The organism is Fulvivirga sediminis, assembly GCF_016757215.1.
Taxonomy (GTDB): Bacteria; Bacteroidota; Bacteroidia; order Cytophagales; family Cyclobacteriaceae; genus Fulvivirga; species Fulvivirga sediminis.
Window position 1 is genome coordinate 374,862 of sequence record NZ_JAESIY010000005.1, and the last position, 14,862, is coordinate 389,723.

Below are 14,862 nucleotides of genomic sequence, written 5' to 3' on the forward strand. Positions count from 1 at the left end.
TTTTTAGAAGTTAACTGATACGCTAAAACCGTAATTTCTAGTGGTAGGCATGTTGTAAAAAAGCACCCCTTGCCCGAAAGAAGTAGTACTATAACTTGATTCAGGATCGAAGTTGTCAATCTTCTTAGATAAGAAGAACAGGTTTCTACCAATAAGGCCAATGGTGGCACTTTTAATAAAGGTATTGCCAATTATTGATTGAGGTAATCGGTACATGAGAGAAACCTCTCTCATGCGAATATTTGTCTGATCATAAACATAGTTTGAAGCCACTCCACTAAGAGCCTCAAAATATTGCTGAGCATTTACATTGGTGGTATTTTGCTCATAAACTGGCTGCTCCGCATCTGAAGGAGTAGTTTCAACCACACCATCAAGCACCACCCCCTCTTGCCTGTACTGTAAGGATCTTTCGGAAACACCTGCAACATCCAAGCTAGCATCAGCACCAGAATATACTTCACCACCTATTCTGGCATCAATTAAAAGTCTTAAAGTGAAATCTTTATAAGTAAAAGTATTCATCAAACCTCCCACCCAATCAGGCTGATAATTGCCCAGATACACTTTCTCTGAAGAAGCTCTTGGCGTACCATCGGCATTGATGACTACATTTCCTTGAGGATCTCTCATATAATCTGTGCCATAAATATCTCCAAAACCTCCACCAGCGGTTGCTTGTACTATTACAGTACCTCCATTGGTATTACTGAACATATAATTATCAACATCTCCAATTAACTCTTCAAGCTGATTACGGTTATGAGCCATGTTAACGGACACACCCCAAGAAAAATCATTAGTTTGAATAGGTGATCCCCCTAATAAAATTTCGACCCCTTGATTGGTCATGTACCCTACATTGGTATTATGATATTTATATCCGTTACTAGCAGATACTCCTACTCCCCATATTAAATCTTTAGACTTGATATGATAATAAGTAAACTCTCCGTAGATACGATTATTAAGCATTTTCCATTCTACCCCGGTTTCCACTGTGGTCACTTGCTCTGGCCCAATATTTTCATCAAAGTAAGTATCCTTTCGAGATAAAGTGGTTCTACCTAAATACCCTTGAGCATCAAGTGTATTTATATTGGCTAACTGGTAAGGGTCTGTATCATTACCTACTTGCGCCCAACTACCTCTTATTTTCATAAAGTTCAAGAAGTTTTGATCAGGGTCTATAAACTCATTTACCAGAACGGATAAGCTGGCAGACGGATAAAAATAAGACATATTATCAGCTGGTAATGATGATGACCAATCATTTCTAGCAGTAATGTCTAAAAATACAGTCTCCTGAAAAGACAACTGCGCTGACCCATAAAGTGAATTCACTTTCTTTGGTTTAAGAAATGAATAAGTTGGTAATAGCGTTATGGCACTCTCCACTGTAGGCTGGGTAGGAATTTTAAAACCTGTGCCTTTAAATTTATAGTTTAAATCCTCCTCATACCGATGGTTACCGCCCACATTCATAGAGAATGAAAATTTATCACTAAGTTTATCATTATAGCTTAATAAGAAATCAGCATTAATTTCTTTTGACTTACTGGTGCCATAACTGAATCGGCCAGTACCATAAAACCAGTGACCATAGCTATTTACTGTTTCAATGTTCTGATCCACAAAGTCTCCTCCTATTCTACCAAAAGCAGAAAAATTATCTGTAAACTGATAATTCACTTTAAAATATCCGTAGGTTCTATTTCTCACATCGTCATTATGATCATTATAAAGCACCCAGTACGGATTAGATGTATCTGTAGCAGGGCTGCCATCGGGTAATAATGTGTATGATCTTACAGCTAGGCTTTCATCCCATTGATAATCTTTCAAATCATTGATATCCACATTTCTGGGGATAGTATACAAATCAGACATGATGCCTTCAGTACCTAGCGTAGGCCGGTTTGTTCCCTTGATATTCGCGTAAGTGACTTTTCCATCAAAAGAAAGCTTATCAGTAAGTTCTGCATATGCTCTCATATTGAAGTTATGTTTATTTACTTCAGAATTAGGTAAAATAGAGTTAGCTAAAGCATTAGTATAAGAGAATCGTAGGTTGGCCTTTTCATTTCCTCCTGAAAGTGTAAGGGTATTGATAATACTGGATCCTGTCCTGAAAAAATTCTTAACATTATCTGGTTGGGCTGAATAGGCCTTCGACTCTTGAGCAAAATATGGCTTTTGGCTTCCATCTAAAGGAGCACCCCACGAATTTCCTGAGGAAAGATCAACTGAACCTTGTGCCCCTTGTCCGTACTGATTCTGGAATTCTGGTAACACCAAAGGATCTGAAAACATAACACTGGAGGAGAAGCCTACTCCCAGGCCTTTTCTGGCCCCACCTTTTTTTGTAGTAATAAGAATAACGCCATTGCTGGCTCTAGATCCATAAAGAGCGGCAGCATTGGCTCCTTTTAATACTGATATTGAGGCGATATCATCAGGATTTACATCTGCTATACCGTTTCCATAATCAGCTCTTGAATATTCATCAGCAATATTTTGGTTTGAAGATCCAAAACCGCTGTTATCCATAGGAACACCGTCAATAACATACAAAGGTTGGTTATTTCCTGTAAGCGAGTTATTACCCCTGAGCACTACTCTGGAACTACTACCTGGTCCAAATGTACTGGGAGAAACCACCACTCCGGCCACTTTACCGGCTAAAGAGTTAATCACATTAGACTCCTTTACGGTAGAGACCTCTTCTCCTCCCACTTCGGTAATAGAATAGCCCAAAGCCTTTTTCTCTCTTTCTACTCCTAAAGCGGTTACGACCACCTCATTAAGTTCTGTTACGTTAGTGGACATCTCCACATTTATGGTACTCCGGCCATTTATACTTATGGTCTGAGATTCATACCCTACAAAAGAAAAGATAAGTTGTGCGTTTGCGCCCACACTCAAACTGAAATTTCCGGATACATCAGTAATAGTCCCATTACTAGTTCCTTGCTCCAGTACGGCTACTCCGGGAATTGGTTGATTTTCAGCTTTGTCAACCACCTTACCCGTAATTACACTCTGGGATCTGGCATCAAAAATGCACAAGACCCCTACCATCACTAACACCAGTGATATTCTGCTCATAATAGTTAATTTTAGGTTTATATTGATTTTAGATTTTTTTAATAATAATCATAGATTAAATCAATATCAACTAATTAACTATTATAATTAGCAAAAATCTCTCTTATAATTCCTACAAGGAGACGAGTAATAAATTATTTGTACGGTAAAATGAACTTAATCCTCTAGAAGCGGATCAGCTTCACCTACAGGTAGTTTGAAACTAAAAACGGAACCTTTGCCCATAGTCGTTTTTACCTCCACTTTAGATCGATGACCTTCCATAATGTGTTTTACTATGGCCAAACCTAGACCTGTGCCTCCCTTTTCTCTGGATCTGCTTTTATCTACCCTGTAAAATCGCTCAAAAATACGATGAACATCCTCAGGAGGAATACCCTCTCCGGTATCCTTTATGTAGGTGGTAATGGTGCCTTTGTTGGTTTGGAAGCTTACCGTAACCTTGCCACCATCGTTAGAATATTTTACTGCGTTACTGATGAGGTTGGTTAGCACCTGATTAATCCTTTGCCAATCTGCATATACCAAAACTTCATGCTGGGTGGTATCCAAGATAAGCTCTATGTTCTTTTTATCGGCCTTGTTTTCAAACTGGTCAAATATTTCCTCTATCAAGCGCTTGATATCAAAGGTCTCATAATGCATTTTTATCTCACCAGTCTCTATTTGTGATAGCGTGAGGAGATCTTGCACCAGCATGTCAAGGCCATCTAAGCTTTTAGCTGCTTTTTTCAGAAACCTGGTTCTTACATTTTTATCTTTTACGGCACCATCAAGCAATGTGTGTACAAAACCCTGAGCAGCAAAAATGGGCGTTTTTAGCTCATGACTAACATCTGCGATGAACTCCTTACGGAAGGCTTCCAACTTTTTAAGTTCATCTATTTCCTTTTGCTTTAGAGCCGCGTAGGAGAAAATCTCCTCATTAATCTTCTTCAAAGGATTCATTACATTAGATCGATTCTGTTCTATACTAGAAAGCTCTTTTTTCCGAAGCTTATCAAACAGATCATATATTTTATTTATCTCTCTGAATATGAGAAACTCTAAAATGATAAAACCTAATAGATAGGATGAAGAAAAACTAATAAGAAAGGTAACTACAAGCGCATTTTGAGTTACCTCTTTAAATAAAGAAAGAAATGCAGTAGTTACTATAGCTATACACATAGCCAGCAACACAGCTATTACACGAGAACTAAAAACCATTAGTATTAATTAAGGCTGAATTTATAACCTACGCCCTTTACTGTTTTAATATATTCGTCCCCGATTTTTTCTCTTACTTTTCTAATATGTACATCTACTGTACGAGCCAGCACATATACATCTGAACCCCAAATGTTTTGCAACAATTCATCTCTGCCAAACACCTTATTTGGATTTTGGGCTAAAAAATAAAGTAGTTCAAATTCCTTTTTCGGAAGAGTAATTTCCCCCCCTCCATGCTGTATAGTATAACTGCTTCTATCTATAACTAAATCACCAATAGTAATCTGGTTAGTAACTGTTTTTTTCTTAGAATCTCTACGAAAAAGTGCACTAATCCTACTCATTAAAGCTCTGGGCTTAATAGGCTTGGTAATATAATCATCCGCACCTACATCAAAAGCAGCTACCTCAGAGTATTCTTCTGACCGTGCAGTAAGGAAAATGATAAAAGAACTTGCTAATTCTGGCAGTTCTCTCATTTGCCTACAGGTTTCTACACCATCTTGCTTAGGCATCATTATGTCTAGCAAAATTAAATCAGGCTGAAATTTTTTGGCGACTTCTACACCTTTGATACCATCTAAGGCCGTTTTCACTTCATAGCCTTGCTTTTCAAGATTGTACTTCAGCAATTCTAAAATTGCCTCTTCATCGTCCACAACAAGCACTTTGTGTTCCTGCTTGTTTCCCATATTTTTCTAGAGTTTTAATGAAATTCGACTTGGTCTAATCAAAATAAAAGTTAAAAGTATAGAGAAAATGTTTCAATAAAAAGTATGTAATAATAACTTAACAATTCCTTAATTATTACCCTTACTATAGCTGATGATATCAATTTCAACAGCACCTACAAACATATCTGCTTTTATCTTAAGCGGCACCTTATTCTCATTATCAGAAATCCATACTTTGATAGAATTCTCACCATCAAAAAGACTATTTTCTGGCATAATGGGCGATAGCATGATTGATTTTATCTTACCCAATTTTGTCTTTACGGTCTCTTTGCCTAAATACCTGACTTTAAAGCTATAAAGTTCTTTATCAAAAAATGCATTTATGGTAATAATATCGTCTTTTTTATACTTATCAAAATCTAGTACCCTGAGATAATAATATCCACTAACCAGATCCTGTATGTTCTCAGGTATATCATAGTATTCGGGAGAACGCCACTTTTGCTTCTTATTATCAAAGGTCTTTACTTTCGCCTTCTTTTTGGAGTGATCAAACTCCACTATTTCATTCTTTCTATATTTTCCTTCTTCTATTTCTCTATAAAACTTATGAGCTACTATAGAAGCCGTATCCAAATAAGTACCCCAATTGTCCTTAATCCTAAGAAAGACATCAAACATGCCTGTAGATTCACCATAAACATCTACTTTATAACATGGTCGGTTATTTACGGAGTAAATCTCATCACTTATTACCATCTTACCTTTCGCCGCATGCACAAACCCATAGTGAGCAGTATATTCTATCACTTCTCCTGGTTTAAAACTCTCGTTATTAATCGTTCGGTAATCAGCCTGCCCTCTGTATACAAGCCATCCCGAAATTATAAGCAAAAAAGATGCGCCTATCAGCTTAAGCATTCAAGTATTATTTTTAGTTAATTATATCAAAGAAAAGGATGTTTCTGCTTGAAGTACAGGATAAACCCAGTTAAATCTTTGTTAAATTTTTCATTAAAAAGATTCAGTAATTTATCCTGTTTTGATCGATATCGCAAAAAAGACATGAAATATGTGTTATTTGGTAGTGGATGTAATGGAAAATCAGCATAAGTTGAATCATAAAACTGAATGGTATCCAGCGCTATCATAATATTTTCCATCAATACTCGCTTCTTCATGCTCTTGATAGCTGTATCTACTTCCACATCTATCTGGCTATAAAGCTTTTCCAAAGCATCTGCCCCTCTCAAAAAATGAGATATATAGGCTCTTTCATCACTTAAACCATGCTCATAAAGAAGATATTCTTCAGAGTCTTTACCATAGGTATCTTCCAAAAATTTAAAAGCACCTCTTTCTCCTATAAAAGAGGCCAGGTTTTCATTAAAATCCACACTATCCTTAACAAAAACGGTGGCATGCACCATTTCATGGATTATTAATTCGGCCAGGTCTCCTTGTTTTTTACTGAGCATATTGCTAAGAATAGGATCTTTAAACCAGCCCAGGGTAGACCATCCTCCCGGATTCCTTACACCTACATCGTATCCTTCATTTCGTAATTTTTCAAACTCTTTAACCGCATCTTCCTGCACAAAAAAGCCTTTATAAGGCATTTTCCCAACAATGGGAAAATCCCATTCCTTTGCCTCCAGCTTATAAGGTTGGCAACCAGTAACTACCCATAACAAAGGTTCTCCTTTCTGATCGTATAAAGTGGTGTAATTATCTGTATTATTAAGACCAAGTGAGTCAATAGCGTATTTCCTCACCTTTCCTATAAACAGTAGCTTTTCCTTAACAGAGTCCGCCACCGCCGGATTTTTCAGCAACTCATCTACCTCCTCTGCATTCCAAACGATGGTCAGCTGCCCCTTTGCCTGCTTTAAAGCATATGTAATCAATTCATGATTAAAAAGAAGCCAAATGAGTACAACACTAAAAATGAATAAGAAAAACTTTTTAATCATGCTGTCGCTTCTTGTTTCTTATGAGGAAAAAATCTCCGGTATAATTAATGTAAAAACCAAAGGCATATTCAAATGTTCCGTTTCTGAAATCATAAAAAGGCTCAAAACGTGAATTAAAAGAAAGGCCGTCAGCAATTTCAAGTTTATGCATGAGTCTGATAATCAATAGCTCACGAGCAGGTTCTATAACACGCGCATTTTTATAACTACTAGACCTGGAAGCGTACAATTGCCCCCCTTGCACCGAAGTAAACTTATCTCCATACCAGTAGCTAGCCATTACCTCCAAATTGGCCTTCGTTTTAGCGGCTGCATTAATATATAATCCTGACCCCGTGGTTAAAGGGTCATTATCCCCTTCTGAAGAATTGCTGCTTACTAAATAATAATTCGAAGACCTGAGCTCTTGAACAAAACTATTTTCTGATAGAGGCACAGTAAGCTCTACCCCTGCCGCCATGTTCACATTAGTTTGAAGTGGCTCCGGATCATCATCTATCTGCCCCCCTTGATGCTCAACGACAAATTGAAGAGGAACAGTCAATTGAAAGTCTTTATTTTTAACGGCAGCCCACTTCACAGAGGCTCCTCCCACAATATGCTCTTGCGTGGAGTCTCCAGGATAAATCATATTTTGCCAATCCACCCAATAATCCATAAACAGTCGTTCTTTTTCCACTTTTACCTGAAAGCCATTTTCTAAACGGTCATTCAAAGTCTTTTCAAAATCATAAAGCGGTTCTACCAAACGGTGCGAAACACTTCCTTCCAGCGTTCCGAATATTAAGGAAAAAGCCTTTTTTGAATATTTAAATGAAAATGTGGGTGTCACTTCTCGATAACCATTGTTGCCAAAGTCCTTTTGCAGATAAACACCAGCATCTATTTTTATGTATTTCCCAGGGTGATAAGTCAGGTACGGATTCAGCTGATACCCGAAGAGCGTGTATCCATCAGCAATATCGTTAAAGTATTCATTGTTTTTAGCAAATCCCATGGCATTAATACCTAAAAACAAGGCATTAGAATCTGCTTCATTCACTGGCCGGTCATACCTAAATGCTGTATTATTTAACTGTGCCTCTGCCCAAAACGTAATGAAAAATAAGGGCAAAAAAACTCTTAATGATCTCATGAAATAAACTTTAGCTGCAATATAAAAAAGCAACAGCAAAGCAATACGGCTCTAAGTGCATTTTTTAGGAGACCATCCTCACATTTGTGATTATAACTTATTAACTTCACTTTTAATTAAGAATAATTAAGTAAGAAAACTGATAATGGCTGAAAAGGACGAAAAATTAAAGGCGCTTCAACTAACTATTGATAAACTGGAAAAAACTTTTGGTAAGGGTACGGTGATGAAACTGAGCGATGAGCGAGTAGTGGATGTTCCGGCTATTTCCACTGGTTCTCTCAGTCTTGATATAGCCTTAGGTGTGGGAGGTATTCCCCGAGGCAGAGTAATAGAGATCTACGGCCCTGAATCATCAGGTAAAACTACGCTATCTATGCATTGTATTGCCGAGGCGCAAAAAAATGGCGGCTTAGCAGCCTTTATAGATGCAGAGCATGCTTTTGACAGAGTTTATGCTGAAAAATTAGGAATAGATACTGAAAATTTATTGATATCACAACCAGATAGTGGTGAACAGGCATTAGAAATTGCTGAGCACCTTATCCGATCTGGAGCTATTGACATTATTGTGATTGACTCTGTAGCCGCTTTAGTACCCAAAGGTGAACTCGAAGGTGAAATGGGTGATAGTAAAATGGGACTACAGGCCAGACTAATGTCTCAGGCTTTGAGAAAACTAACCGGTACTATCAACAAAACAGGCTGCTCTTGTATATTCATTAACCAGCTTAGAGAAAAAATAGGTGTAATGTTTGGTAACCCAGAAACCACTACTGGTGGTAATGCACTGAAATTCTATGCTTCTGTAAGAATGGATATCCGTAGAATAGGGCAAATTAAAGAGGGGGCTAACGACATTATAGGTAACAGAACCAGGGTGAAGGTGGTGAAAAACAAAGTAGCTCCTCCTTTCAAAGTAGTAGAGTTTGACATCATGTATGGAAAAGGTATTTCTAAGGTAGGTGAAGTACTTGATCTTGGCGTAGAACTGGAAATTGTAAAGAAAGCAGGCTCTTGGTTCTCTTATGATGGAAACAAACTTGGTCAGGGTAGAGATGCTGTTAAAACCTTATTAGAAGATAATCCTGAACTAATGGAAGAGATAGAAAACAAAATCAAAGCTCAGATTAAGGGTGAAGATTTAGAAAAGCCAATCCCTTCTCAGGAGTAGTAATTAAGATAAAATATAAAAACAAAGGGCTGCACTATTAGTACAGCCCTTTATTTTTATATCCACTATATTATTTTATCAACTACTTCTTATCGCTATTACAGGATCCAACCTGGCAGCTATAGCAGCCGGAACTATCCCTGATATGGTACCTATGGCCGCTGAAACACCCAAACCTAGTACAACATTCTTTACACTCAACACTACTTCCAAATTACCCATTGGTATAAACGTAATTAAATAAACTAGCAGCAAACCGGCTAATCCGCCAATAACGCTTAGGAAGATAGATTCAAACAAAAACTGAAATAGCACAAAGAAATTTTTGGCTCCTAAAGATTTCTGTACACCTATAATATTGGTACGCTCCTTTACTGAAACAAACATAATATTGGCAATACCGAATCCACCTACCAAGATTGAAAATCCTCCGATAATCCAGCCTGCTATTCCTATTACATCAAACAAGCCACCTATAATATTAGCAATTGCTTCTGGCCGATTAAGCGCAAAATTATCATCTTGTTTTGGCTTAAGCCCTCTCCTACTTCTTAATAAGCCAGTTATTTCGTTTTCCAATTCTACCAGACCAATATCTGTTTCTTGTCCTTTTACACCTATACGCGAGTTCAACTCATCACTAGATCCGGTCCCGGTCTGGTATAACTTTCTAAACGAACTATAGGGAATAATGCATAAATCATCATGACTAGTTGTTCCTAAAAAGCTCTCTCCTTCCCTGGGCATAGTGCCAATCACTACATACTTAAGATTTTTAATTTTAATCTCCTTACCAACAGGGTTACTACCATCAGGAAAAAGTGCATTTACCAAATTGTGGCCTATTACCGCTACATTTCTTCCTGATTCAGTTTCTATCTGGCTGAAGTATCTACCGTTATCCAACTCTATTTCAAATAATTCGCTATAGCCATAAGTGCTACCGCACAGCTCTACATCACTAATACTGTTGTTTTCTCTTTTAATAATAGAGTTATTTCTAATACCAAAAATAGCCATGCCATTAGCCGCTTTAAGATTAGTTTGCAAAAACTTAAATTCATTATAACTAACATTAGGTCTTTGCCAAAAATCCCACCATCGGTATTCGCCACTAGCATCTGGCGTAAAAGGCCATTTTTCAATATAAATAACCCCTGTACCTAAAAAGCTCAGGCTGTCTCTAATGTTTTTCTCCAGAGAATCTACAAGAGTAAAAACCGTTATAATGGCAAAAATACCTACTGTAACGCCTAGCAAAGATAAGATAGTCCTAAGCAGGTTCATCTTCAGGGCATTCCATGCGAACCTGAAGCTTTCGAATATAAGTCTTACTACTAACACCTGATATATTTAAATATTTTTAAAAACATTTATTCTTAAAGATAAATCTATACCTTTGCAAGCTAAATTTTAAAATCTATCCTTTATTTAATACCGTAATATTAAATATGAAATTATCAGAATTCAAGTTTGATCTACCAACCGGACTGGTAGCCTTATATCCGGCTGAAAATCGGGATGAGTCCCGCCTAATGGTTATTCATCGTAAAACAGGAGAAATAGAACACAAGTCTTTTAAAGACGTAGTAGACTATTTTGATGAGGGTGATGTATTGGTGAATAATAACACTAAGGTATTCCCAGCAAGGTTATATGGTAACAAAGAAAAAACCGGAGCCAAAATAGAAGTATTTCTATTGAGAGAACTCAATCAGGAAATGCATCTGTGGGATGTTCTCGTGGACCCTGCCAGAAAAATACGTGTAGGTAATAAGCTCTACTTCGGCGAAGGCGATTTAGTAGCTGAAGTAATTGACAACACCACTTCTAGAGGAAGAACTATCAGATTCTTATATGACGGTACTGATGAGGAGTTTTACAAAACTATAGACAGTTTAGGTGAGACCCCTCTACCAAAATATATAAAAAGAGAAACTGAACCAGAAGATAGAGATCGTTTCCAAACTATTTATGCGCAGCACAAAGGTGCTGTAGCAGCTCCTACCGCAGGACTTCACTTCACCCCCCAGTTATTAAAAAGACTGGAGATTAAAAGTGTGGACATGGCAAGTATTACTCTCCATATAGGATTGGGTACTTTCAGACCTGTAGACGTAGAAGATCTGACTAAGCATAAAATGGACTCAGAAAACTTCTGGGTAGAAGAACCTACTGTAGAGATTGTGAATAAAGCACTCGACAACAAGAAGAGGGTATGCGCTATAGGCACTACCTCTATGCGTGCTTTAGAATCTAGTGTATCTGCTAATGGCAGACTTAAACCTAAGGAAGGCTGGACTGACAAGTTCATATTCCCTCCTTATGACTATAAGATCTGTAATGCTATGATCACTAACTTCCATATGCCTGAATCCACATTATTGATGATGGCCTGTGCATTTGGAGGATACGAGTTAATAATGGAAGCATACCAAACAGCCATTAAGGAAAAATACAGATTCCTTACTTATGGTGATGCTATGCTCATAGTTTAAGCTCCTCATAAAATGAAATTATTAAAATCGGATGGCCACTAGTCATCCGATTTTTAATATATGCCCCTCCGTTTCTCAATATAAGTAAAGCCTTACTCTAATCTCAAGAATCGATTTTTGCTTTATGGATAAAAAGGAATATGCAATAATAGTGGCCGGTGGAAAAGGCTCACGTATGAATAGCGATCTACCTAAGCAGTTTTTAGCACTACACGGCAAGCCTATACTCATGCATACGCTAGAGGCTTTTCACAATTACTCCAGCGCCATAGAAATTATCTTAGTGCTTCCCCTTAAGGATATAGATACCTGGAAGAGCCTCTGTAAAAAACATAATTTCTCCACCCCTTACCATCTCACTATCGGTGGGAATTCAAGGTTCCAATCCGTAAAAAATGGGCTCAATAGCATACAAGATTCTTCCGGACTAGTAGCCATACATGATGGGGTAAGACCATTAATATCCACACATATCATTGATGCTTCTTTCCGAATTGCAGCAGCACATAAAAGCGCTGTAGCTGCCGTAAGACTTAAAGAATCCATTAGAGTTACTACACAGGATACCACTCAAGCCGTTGACCGAGCTCTTTACAGACTCATTCAGACCCCACAAACTTTTGATCTGGAGCTAATAAGACAAGCATATGAAATAGATGAAGTGCCTTCACTAACTGATGATGCGAGCGTAGCCGAAAAAGCAGGACATAAAATCTCACTTTTTGAAGGGAGTTATGATAATATAAAAGTGACTACACCTGAAGACTTAATAATAGCCGAAGCATTAATGAACAGAAAAAACAATGGCTAACTACCAATCAGTGCTGAAGCCAGCCATCCATTTCTGTAAGGTATTTGAATTTAATATTCGTCCTCGTTAAAAAAGAAATCTTCTTTAGTAGGATAATCAGGCCATATCTCTTCGATATTCTCGTAAGGCTGTCCGTCATCCTCCAGCTCCTGTAAATTCTCCACAACCTCTAATGGTGCGCCTGTTCTTATCGAATAGTCAATAAGTTCGTCCTTAGTAGCAGGCCAAGGGGCGTCTTCAAGATATGATGCTAGTTCTAATGTCCAATACATAGATAAATCCTCCTATGATTTACGCTTTCTAAAATTTCGTGCAAAAATAAAATTTAAACAATCAAATCAAATATTTAAATTAATTATTTGCAGGGTCGCATTTTACGACCAAACGTTAATTAATTTATGGCTTGAAACGTAACCATTTTACTAAAAGTTTGCATAAACTCAACTTTTCTAGTAAAAAAATTTCATCCTTCAGCTGTTTATACAGCAAAAGACTAAATTTGTTTCATTAATATCGAAAAAAGTATGAGTGACGAGAAAATAATTTTTTCCATGGCAGGGGTAAACAAAATATACCCGCCAAATAAACAAGTATTAAAAAACATCTATCTATCCTTTTTCTATGGCGCCAAAATAGGCGTATTAGGTCTTAATGGATCAGGAAAATCCTCCCTATTAAGAATTATAGCTGGTGTAGATAAGGAATATAAGGGGGAAATAGTCTTCGATGGCAGCTACTCTATCGGCTTGCTGGAGCAAGAGCCTCAACTGGATAAAGACAAAACAGTAAAAGAAGTAGTAGAGGAAGGTGTAAAAGAAACCGTAGATCTTCTTAAAGAATTTGAGGAGATCAATCTAAAATTTGCTGAACCTGAAATCATGGAAGATGCTGATGCCATGAATAAGCTTATTGAAAAGCAAGGTGAAGTTCAGGAAAAATTAGACCAGCTTAATGCCTGGGAACTAGACAGTAAACTTGAGAGGGCTATGGACGCCCTTCGCACGCCTCCTGCCGACGCTAAAATAGAGAACCTATCAGGTGGTGAGAAAAGAAGAGTAGCGCTCTGCAGGCTCTTATTACAAGAACCAGACGTATTACTACTAGATGAACCTACTAACCACCTAGATGCAGAATCAGTACATTGGCTAGAGCAACACTTACAAAGGTATGCAGGTACAGTAATCGCCGTTACCCACGACCGTTATTTCCTTGACAATGTAGCCGGATGGATTCTTGAACTAGACAGAGGTGAAGGTATTCCCTGGAAAGGTAATTATTCTTCATGGCTAGATCAAAAGCAAAAACGCTTAGCTCAGGAGGAAAAAACTGAATCTAAGAGACAAAAAACCTTATCTAGAGAGCTTGAGTGGGCCAAAATGTCGCCTAAAGGTCGGCACGCAAAGGCTAAAGCCAGGCTTAATGCATACGACAAACTCTTGAGTCAGGAAGTTCAAGAAAGAGAGGAAAAGCTAGAGCTCTTTATACCACCTGGTGAACGCTTAGGTGACAAAGTAATAGAGGCTCATGGTGTATCTAAAGGATTTGGAGACAAATTACTTTATGAAAACCTAGAATTCAACCTACCTAAAGCTGGTATAGTGGGTATTATAGGTCCTAACGGAGCTGGAAAAACCACACTTTTCAAAATGATTACCGGAAAGGAACAGCCTGATACAGGAACCTTTGAAGTAGGCCCCACAGTAGACATAGCTTATGTAGATCAGGAACATGCTAACTTAAACCCTGATGCCTCTGTATGGGAAGTAATAAGCGAAGGCAATGAACTCATTAATTTGGGAGGCCGACAAATCAACAGCAGAGCATATGTAAGTAAATTTAATTTTAACGGCTCCGATCAGCAGAAAAAAGTTAAAGAACTCTCTGGTGGTATGAGAAACAGGGTACACCTGGCCATTGCCTTAAAGCAAGGAGCTAACCTGCTTTTACTAGATGAACCTACTAACGACCTTGATGTAAATACACTGAGGGCACTGGAAGAAGCTCTGGAAAACTTCGGAGGCTGCGCCGTGATTATTTCTCATGACAGATGGTTCCTTGATAGGGTATGTACTCATATCCTCGCTTTTGAAGGAGATTCACAAGTAAAATGGTTTGACGGAAACTTCACTGAATATGAAGAAGACCGTAAGAAACGCATGGGAGATACTGCGCCTAAACGAATCAAATACAAGCCTTTGGTTAAATAACAACCGTCATATAAAGCCGGACAGAATATTTCTATCCGGCTTTATTTTTACCCCAACCTAAACTCAA

12 protein-coding genes are annotated in these 14,862 nt (G+C 37.9%); 4 read left to right on the forward strand and 8 right to left on the reverse strand.

What is annotated here, in order from left to right; all coding sequences use genetic code 11:
- Window positions 1-3: 3 nt before the first annotated feature.
- From JL102_RS11335 to JL102_RS11360, 6 genes are all read right to left on the reverse strand, one after another.
- Entirely contained in the window at window positions 4-3,108 is a 3,105-nt protein-coding gene (locus JL102_RS11335) for a SusC/RagA family TonB-linked outer membrane protein (protein ID WP_202244510.1), read from the reverse strand.
- Window positions 3,109-3,264: 156 nt separating this feature from the next.
- Complete coding sequence (locus JL102_RS11340; RefSeq protein WP_202244511.1) at window positions 3,265-4,317, reverse strand: sensor histidine kinase; 1,053 nt, start codon at window positions 4,315-4,317, stop codon at window positions 3,265-3,267.
- Between the two features lie 5 nt (window positions 4,318-4,322).
- Entirely contained in the window at window positions 4,323-5,012 is a 690-nt protein-coding gene (locus JL102_RS11345; RefSeq protein ID WP_202244512.1) for a response regulator transcription factor, read from the reverse strand.
- Between the two features lie 108 nt (window positions 5,013-5,120).
- A complete protein-coding gene (locus JL102_RS11350; RefSeq protein WP_202244513.1) occupies window positions 5,121-5,918 on the reverse strand; it encodes a DUF3108 domain-containing protein in 798 nt (265 codons plus the stop codon).
- A 26-nt stretch (window positions 5,919-5,944) separates the two neighbouring features.
- Window positions 5,945-6,970, reverse strand: coding sequence for an aminopeptidase (locus tag JL102_RS11355; RefSeq protein WP_202244514.1), 1,026 nt, complete (start codon window positions 6,968-6,970; stop codon window positions 5,945-5,947).
- A complete protein-coding gene (locus JL102_RS11360; protein WP_202244515.1) occupies window positions 6,963-8,105 on the reverse strand; it encodes a hypothetical protein in 1,143 nt (380 codons plus the stop codon). The genes JL102_RS11355 and JL102_RS11360 overlap by 8 nt, the downstream gene beginning before the upstream one ends.
- A 145-nt stretch (window positions 8,106-8,250) precedes the next feature.
- Between JL102_RS11360 and recA the strand changes: the two genes are divergently transcribed.
- Window positions 8,251-9,279, forward strand: a complete 1,029-nt coding sequence (recA, locus tag JL102_RS11365) for a recombinase RecA (RefSeq protein ID WP_202244516.1) — start codon at window positions 8,251-8,253, stop codon at window positions 9,277-9,279.
- Between the two features lie 78 nt (window positions 9,280-9,357).
- Here recA and JL102_RS11370 read toward each other — a convergent pair whose 3' ends face one another.
- Complete coding sequence (locus JL102_RS11370; RefSeq protein ID WP_202244517.1) at window positions 9,358-10,623, reverse strand: ABC transporter permease; 1,266 nt, start codon at window positions 10,621-10,623, stop codon at window positions 9,358-9,360.
- Window positions 10,624-10,730: 107 nt separating this feature from the next.
- On the opposite strand from JL102_RS11370, the gene queA reads away from it, so the two are divergent.
- On the forward strand, window positions 10,731-11,777 hold the full coding sequence (gene queA / locus JL102_RS11375; protein WP_202244518.1) for a tRNA preQ1(34) S-adenosylmethionine ribosyltransferase-isomerase QueA: 1,047 nt from the start codon (window positions 10,731-10,733) through the stop codon (window positions 11,775-11,777).
- A 124-nt stretch (window positions 11,778-11,901) separates the two neighbouring features.
- Window positions 11,902-12,588: a 2-C-methyl-D-erythritol 4-phosphate cytidylyltransferase gene (locus JL102_RS11380; RefSeq protein WP_202244519.1), complete on the forward strand. Its 687-nt coding sequence runs from the start codon at window positions 11,902-11,904 to the stop codon at window positions 12,586-12,588.
- A 50-nt stretch (window positions 12,589-12,638) separates the two neighbouring features.
- Here the strand turns inward: JL102_RS11380 and JL102_RS11385 are convergent, their stop codons facing one another.
- Window positions 12,639-12,860, reverse strand: coding sequence for a DUF2795 domain-containing protein (locus tag JL102_RS11385; RefSeq protein ID WP_009578808.1), 222 nt, complete (start codon window positions 12,858-12,860; stop codon window positions 12,639-12,641).
- A 252-nt stretch (window positions 12,861-13,112) separates the two neighbouring features.
- Between JL102_RS11385 and ettA the strand changes: the two genes are divergently transcribed.
- Entirely contained in the window at window positions 13,113-14,795 is a 1,683-nt protein-coding gene (gene ettA, locus JL102_RS11390; RefSeq protein WP_202244520.1) for an energy-dependent translational throttle protein EttA, read from the forward strand.
- The last annotated feature ends 67 nt before the right edge of the window (window positions 14,796-14,862 follow it).

Bases quoted from the DNA above. Each gene is read 5' to 3' on its own strand.
- JL102_RS11335 (WP_202244510.1), bottom strand. From the start codon at position 3,108: ATGAGCAGAATATCACTGGTGTTAGTGATGGTAGGGGTCTTGTGCATT.
- JL102_RS11340 (WP_202244511.1), bottom strand. From the start codon at position 4,317: ATGGTTTTTAGTTCTCGTGTAATAGCTGTGTTGCTGGCTATGTGTATA.
- JL102_RS11345 (WP_202244512.1), bottom strand. From the start codon at position 5,012: ATGGGAAACAAGCAGGAACACAAAGTGCTTGTTGTGGACGATGAAGAG.
- JL102_RS11350 (WP_202244513.1), bottom strand. From the start codon at position 5,918: ATGCTTAAGCTGATAGGCGCATCTTTTTTGCTTATAATTTCGGGATGG.
- JL102_RS11355 (WP_202244514.1), bottom strand. From the start codon at position 6,970: ATGATTAAAAAGTTTTTCTTATTCATTTTTAGTGTTGTACTCATTTGG.
- JL102_RS11360 (WP_202244515.1), bottom strand. From the start codon at position 8,105: ATGAGATCATTAAGAGTTTTTTTGCCCTTATTTTTCATTACGTTTTGG.
- recA (WP_202244516.1), top strand. From the start codon at position 8,251: ATGGCTGAAAAGGACGAAAAATTAAAGGCGCTTCAACTAACTATTGAT.
- queA (WP_202244518.1), top strand. From the start codon at position 10,731: ATGAAATTATCAGAATTCAAGTTTGATCTACCAACCGGACTGGTAGCC.
- JL102_RS11380 (WP_202244519.1), top strand. From the start codon at position 11,902: ATGGATAAAAAGGAATATGCAATAATAGTGGCCGGTGGAAAAGGCTCA.
- JL102_RS11385 (WP_009578808.1), bottom strand. From the start codon at position 12,860: ATGTATTGGACATTAGAACTAGCATCATATCTTGAAGACGCCCCTTGG.
- ettA (WP_202244520.1), top strand. From the start codon at position 13,113: ATGAGTGACGAGAAAATAATTTTTTCCATGGCAGGGGTAAACAAAATA.